At 74.7% G+C, this 4897-nt stretch carries 2 protein-coding genes and 1 pseudogene; all 3 read right to left on the minus strand.

Annotated elements, in window-relative coordinates; all coding sequences use genetic code 11:
• Positions 1-1611: reverse transcriptase family protein (locus ACXJKQ_RS27345; RefSeq protein ID WP_457108811.1), on the minus strand; the 1611-nt coding region annotated here is incomplete at its 3' end.
• A gap of 343 nt (positions 1612-1954) precedes the next feature.
• Complete coding sequence (locus tag ACXJKQ_RS27350) at positions 1955-3607, minus strand: SWIM zinc finger family protein (RefSeq protein ID WP_457108812.1); 1653 nt, start codon at positions 3605-3607, stop codon at positions 1955-1957.
• Positions 3604-4897, minus strand: a pseudogene (locus ACXJKQ_RS27355) (hypothetical protein); the annotation flags it as partial. The gene ACXJKQ_RS27350 and the pseudogene ACXJKQ_RS27355, both read right to left, overlap by 4 nt.

Below are 4897 nucleotides of genomic sequence, written 5' to 3' on the forward strand. Positions count from 1 at the left end.
GGCCGCAGCCTTGGCCGCCTCCCGCGCGGCGGCCGCCTCGGCCTCGGCCAGGATCGGGTCCGGCTCGGGCGCGGAGCGGGGGGCCGGCACCCACCAGCGGGCGAGGGGAATCTCTCCCCGCGCGGAGCGGGATCGGAAATCCGGTTGCGACCACGCTGCAGGCCGCGTCTCTTGGCGATCCGCTTGGCGATCCGCTTGGCGATCCGTGTGGCGGTCCGCCAGGGCGTGGGCCTGCGCCACCAGCGGCGCGCCGGTCTCCGGGGTGACCATCCGGACGAACTGCGCGAAGCCGATGGCGGCGCGGAGCACGCCCGCCTCGCCGGTCGCGCCCCAGCGGCGCCCGGCCGGCCCGTGCCGCTCGAGCCCGTGCAGGAGGGCGCGGAAGCGGCGCAGGGTCTCGCGGGGCACGCCGACCCGCTCGTTGACGGTCAGCCCGGTCACCTCCTGGTGCCGGCCGCGGCGCATCACCCGGGTCTTGTCCGGATGGACGGTGAAGCCCTCCCCGGCGACGATGGCGTGGACGTATTTGATGAGCGCGCCGACCTTCCCGGCGGCCTCGCCGGAGGCCGAGAAGGTCAGGTCGTCGGCGTAGCGCGTGTAGGCGAAGCCCAGGCTGCCGGCGAGCCCGGAGAGTCGGGCGTCCAGCCGGGTGCAGACGAGGTTGGTGAGCGCGGGGCTCGTCGGCGCGCCCTGCGGCAGCCGGCGGGGACCCCGGGCGGCGTAGAGGCGGGCACCGTCGATCTCGACCGCGTCCACGTCCGGCTCGGTGCAGAGCAGCGCCAGCACGATCGCCACCGGCTCGGCGTAGCCCAGGCCCCGGAATTTCCCCTTGATCCGCCGGTAATCGAGGCTCGGGAAGAAGTCCTTGAGGTCGAGATTGACCACGACGTCCCGCCCGATATGGGCGGCGGCGTTGGTGACGATCGAGCGGCCGGGCACGAAGCCGTGGGCCGCGTCGTGCACGGGGACGTGGGCGAGGAGCGCGTCGAGGATCCAGTACTGCGCCCGCTTCAGGCGCGGCATCGGCGCCGAGATGCGGCGCAGCCCGCCCGCCTTCTTGGGGATGGTGAAGCGCCGGTAATGGCTCACCGTGCTGAGCGCCCGGTCGTAGGCGAGGAAGCGCAGCTCGCCGAGGCCGATCCCCATGGCCTCGGCCAGGGCCTTCGGGCTGGCCAGGACCGGGAGACCGGGGCCGGGCCCGCGCGCCGGAGCGTCCGCGTTCGCGAGGCCGGCCGAGACGCCGTCGCCGAGATGGAGGATCTCCGCCTCCCGGCGCGCGTGCCACGCCTGCGCCCGGGCGTGGCGGTCGCGGGCGTTGCGCAGCTTGGTCTCGCGCCGCCGCTCCAGCGCCGCCGTCTTGCGGCGGCGATGCATCTCCTTGAGGGCGGCCTCGGGGTCGCGCCACGCCGCCTCCCGCCGGTGCAGGTCGGCGAGGGCGCGGGCGATCTCGCCGCGGCGGCGGATCAGGTCGTCCGGCGGGTTGGGCTGAGCCGCCCCATCCGGCCAGAAGCCGAGCCGGATCATCTCCTCGAGGATGACCTCGTCCTTCGAGCTCTCGCGGATCCGGTCGTAGAGCTGCTGGCGGGTCAGCCTGCCGGGCTGCGGGCTCATCGGCGGCCTCCGGCGCGGGCGGCGGGAGGTGGGACGAGGGGGGGCGTGACGGGGGGAAGTGTGACGGGGAACGTCGGCCGGGATGCCTTCGTCAAGTCTCGGGACTGGCCCGGTCCACTCGACGCCGGCACGACCACCGGTGCGCGTTTGGGTTCAGCGAACCCAAACCGCGAACGCGCACCGGTGGTCAGTGCCGGCCCAGTGAAGAGCGGGCCAGTGACGCTTTGCCGGGCAGGGTGCAGGGACGGCGAATCGCCGCCCGAAATGCAAGGTCCGCCCCGGCCGACGCCCCCTGTCGCGGCCAGGATAGGCCACGCTTGCGGCCGCATCAATCGGGTCCGTCTCACGCCTGCCACCGCACCGGCTTGCCCTCGACCTGGGCATGGACGAGGCGGCGCACGGCCAGCATGTGCTCGCAGGGGCCGCGGGTCAGCCGATTGTGGGCGTAGAAGCCGCACTGGCAGGTGCCGCCGACCATGCGGTCGTCGGAATCGAGCTCCACCGCGGGCGTCAGGCTCCGGCCGTCGTCCAGCACGGTCCCGCTCAGGCGCCGCCTGTCGCCGGCCTGCTCGACGGGGCCGAGGGTGACCAGCCCGGCCGCCAGGAACCTGTCGGCCTTGGCCTCCTGCTCGGAGGCGTAGCGCAGGGCGCCCGGCGCCAGGGGCTCCCGGGTCAGCTCCCGCAGGCGGTAGACCCGCTTGTCGAGGTCGAACATGGCGCGGCCCGCCTGCACGTAGCCGCCGAGCGCCGCCTCCACGGTCGCCCGGTCGAGGCCGGTCTCGGCGGCGAGCTGGCCGGTCCCGGCGGCGTGGTGGCGCCGGAGCGCCGCGAAGATCCGGGCGGCGGTGTCGGCGTCGACCTCCGCCCGGGGCGCGAGCAGGTCGAACTGCCCGGCCCGGGACCAGTCGTTGGCGGTCCAGCCCGACAGGCCGAGGGTGAAGCGCAGGCCCCCGAAATCCACCACCGCGAAGCTCGGCAGCCCGGTGCCGAGGAGGTGCAGCCGCACCGACCGGGCGAGCGGCAGGGTCCGGGCCAGGATCGCGAGGCGGCGCCGGCCCCACAGGCGGATCTCCGCGGCCTCGCCCCCGCGGTAGAGCGAGCGCCGGAAGGTCAGCCGCTCGTTCCAGGGCTCGATCAGCACGCTGACCGGCCGGCCGGGCTCGAGCAGGAACCGCAGGGAGCGCGGGCCGTGGCGCTCCCGGCGCGCGGCGAGGCGGGTCAGGATCGCGTGCATGTCGACTGGGTGCAGGTCCACCACGTGGGCGGGCTGCGCCATGGCGCTCGACACCTGCAGGAAGCCCCGCATCCAGGAATCGGGCAGCTCGATCTTGTCCTCGCGATAGGCGGCCTCGCCGGAGGTCTGGACCGCGAAGCCGGTCGGGTCGATCGCCAGCTCGGTGACCCGGTAGCTGCGGATCTTCTGGAACTCGTCGTAGAGGGCGTGGCTGTAGTCGATGTTGGTCGTGCCGCAGGCCATGTCGCCGATCCGCGCGAACGTCTCGTGGTCGCAGGACAGGCGCCCGTAGCTCGATTCGTCGAGGCTGAACGCCTCGAAGAAGATCTCGTCCGGATGGACCGTGATGACCGGGTCGAGCACGATCCAGGCGTCGAGGTTCTCCTTGTAGAGATAGTCGAAGTACCGCTTCCGCGCGTCGTAGAACGGCCGCATCACCGCGTCGGAGCGGGCCGCGATGTCCCGGCTCTCGGCGCGCAGCGCCTCGATCTCCGCGCGCAGGCTGTCCTTCTCGGCGAGGAGCTCCTGCTCGTGGGCCTGGAGCCACGCGAAGTAGGCGGTGCGGTCCTTCGGCTTGAAGCGCAGGTCCGACACGACGACGTGGTGCAGGGCGGAGATCGCCTCCCGGAACGGCAGGTGCCGCGCCACCGTCCCGGCGAAGTAGGTCGGCTCGCGCAACGTGTCGGGGACGAAGCCGAGCCGGGTCGCGTCCGCGTCCGAGACGGCCCGGCTCTCGCCGAGGTAGCGATGGACGAAGTTCATCGGGCCTCTTCCGAGACGGAGACCGGTCCCCGCGCCTCCGGCGGGCGCCGGACGAGGGGCACGGCGAGATCGGGATGCGCGTCGGCGACGTCGCGCAGGGCCAGGATCGCGGCGCTGCGGTCCCGGGCCGTGCCGCTCAGGGTCAGGTCGGAGAAGAGCGGCAGCAGCGCCTCGGCGCGGGCGCGGCTGCGCAGGGCCTCGGCCCGGAGGAAGGCGGCCATCCGGTCCTTGGCGACCCGGCCCCGCAGCACCTGCAGCATCACGATGCGGGCGAGGGGGATCAGCCGCGCGAAGGCCGCCTCGCTCGCCACCGCCTGCTCGGTCAGGAGTTCGGTGAGCAGGAGGTGCATCGACGGGGCGGGGTGCTCCAGAAGGCGCAGGACCTGCGCCTCCGCATCCTCGGGCCGGAGCCGGCCGCGCAGGAGATGGCGGGCGAGGGCCAGGACCTCGGGCTTGACGCTGTCGGTGACGACGGCGAGCGCCTGGGGCGTCCAGGCGGTCTCCGGCCACGCATCGAACATGTCGCGGGCGAAGGCGAGGGTGTCGGGCCAGTCGCTCTCGACGAGGAGCACGGCCTCGGCCGCCGCGGCCTGGAACCGGGCCGGATCGGCCGCGAAGGCCACCATCGCCCAGTCCCGCACCGATTGGTACGGGTGGCCGCCGAGGCGGGCGATCTGGCGGACGCTGAGGGCCTCGGGGCGCCGGTCGGGCAGGAGGGCGGCGCCAAGGCGGCGGGCGCCCTCGGCGCGGGCCTGCAGCAAGCGCCACAGGGTGTCGTCGTCGAGGGCGGCGCATTCCCCCGGCAGGGCCTCGCGCAGCAGGGCCACGACGTCGGCCGCGTAGGCGTCGTCGGGCGCCGCGCGGAACAGGCTGCCGATCAGCTCCCGGGCAAGGCGGGGGGCGAGATCCGGATCCGCCGCCGCGAGGCGCGCCACCAGGGGCCGGGCGGCCTGCCGGACGGCGCTGCCGGATCCGCTGGCGAAGGCGACGATCCGGTCCGCGTAGAACCCGAGCCGCCCGTCGTCGAGGCGCGCCAGCAGGACCAGAGCGGCGATCCGGATGTCCTCGGACTCCGCGCCGATCAGCGCGTCCCAGCTCTCCGGCGGCAGGCCGGCGGCCCCGGCTTCGGACTGCGCCAGGAGCGCGAGGCCGGCGGACCTGACCAAGGCGGCCGGGTGGGCGATCAGGGCGGCGGCGGTCTCGGACGCGACCGGCAGGTCGCGGTCCGGCCACAGGAGGGGCAGGGCGGCGCGCAGGCCCCGGATCGCGGCCGTCGCGGCCGCGTCGGGC

The sequence above is a fragment of the Methylobacterium sp. P5_C11 genome (genome assembly GCF_054049775.1).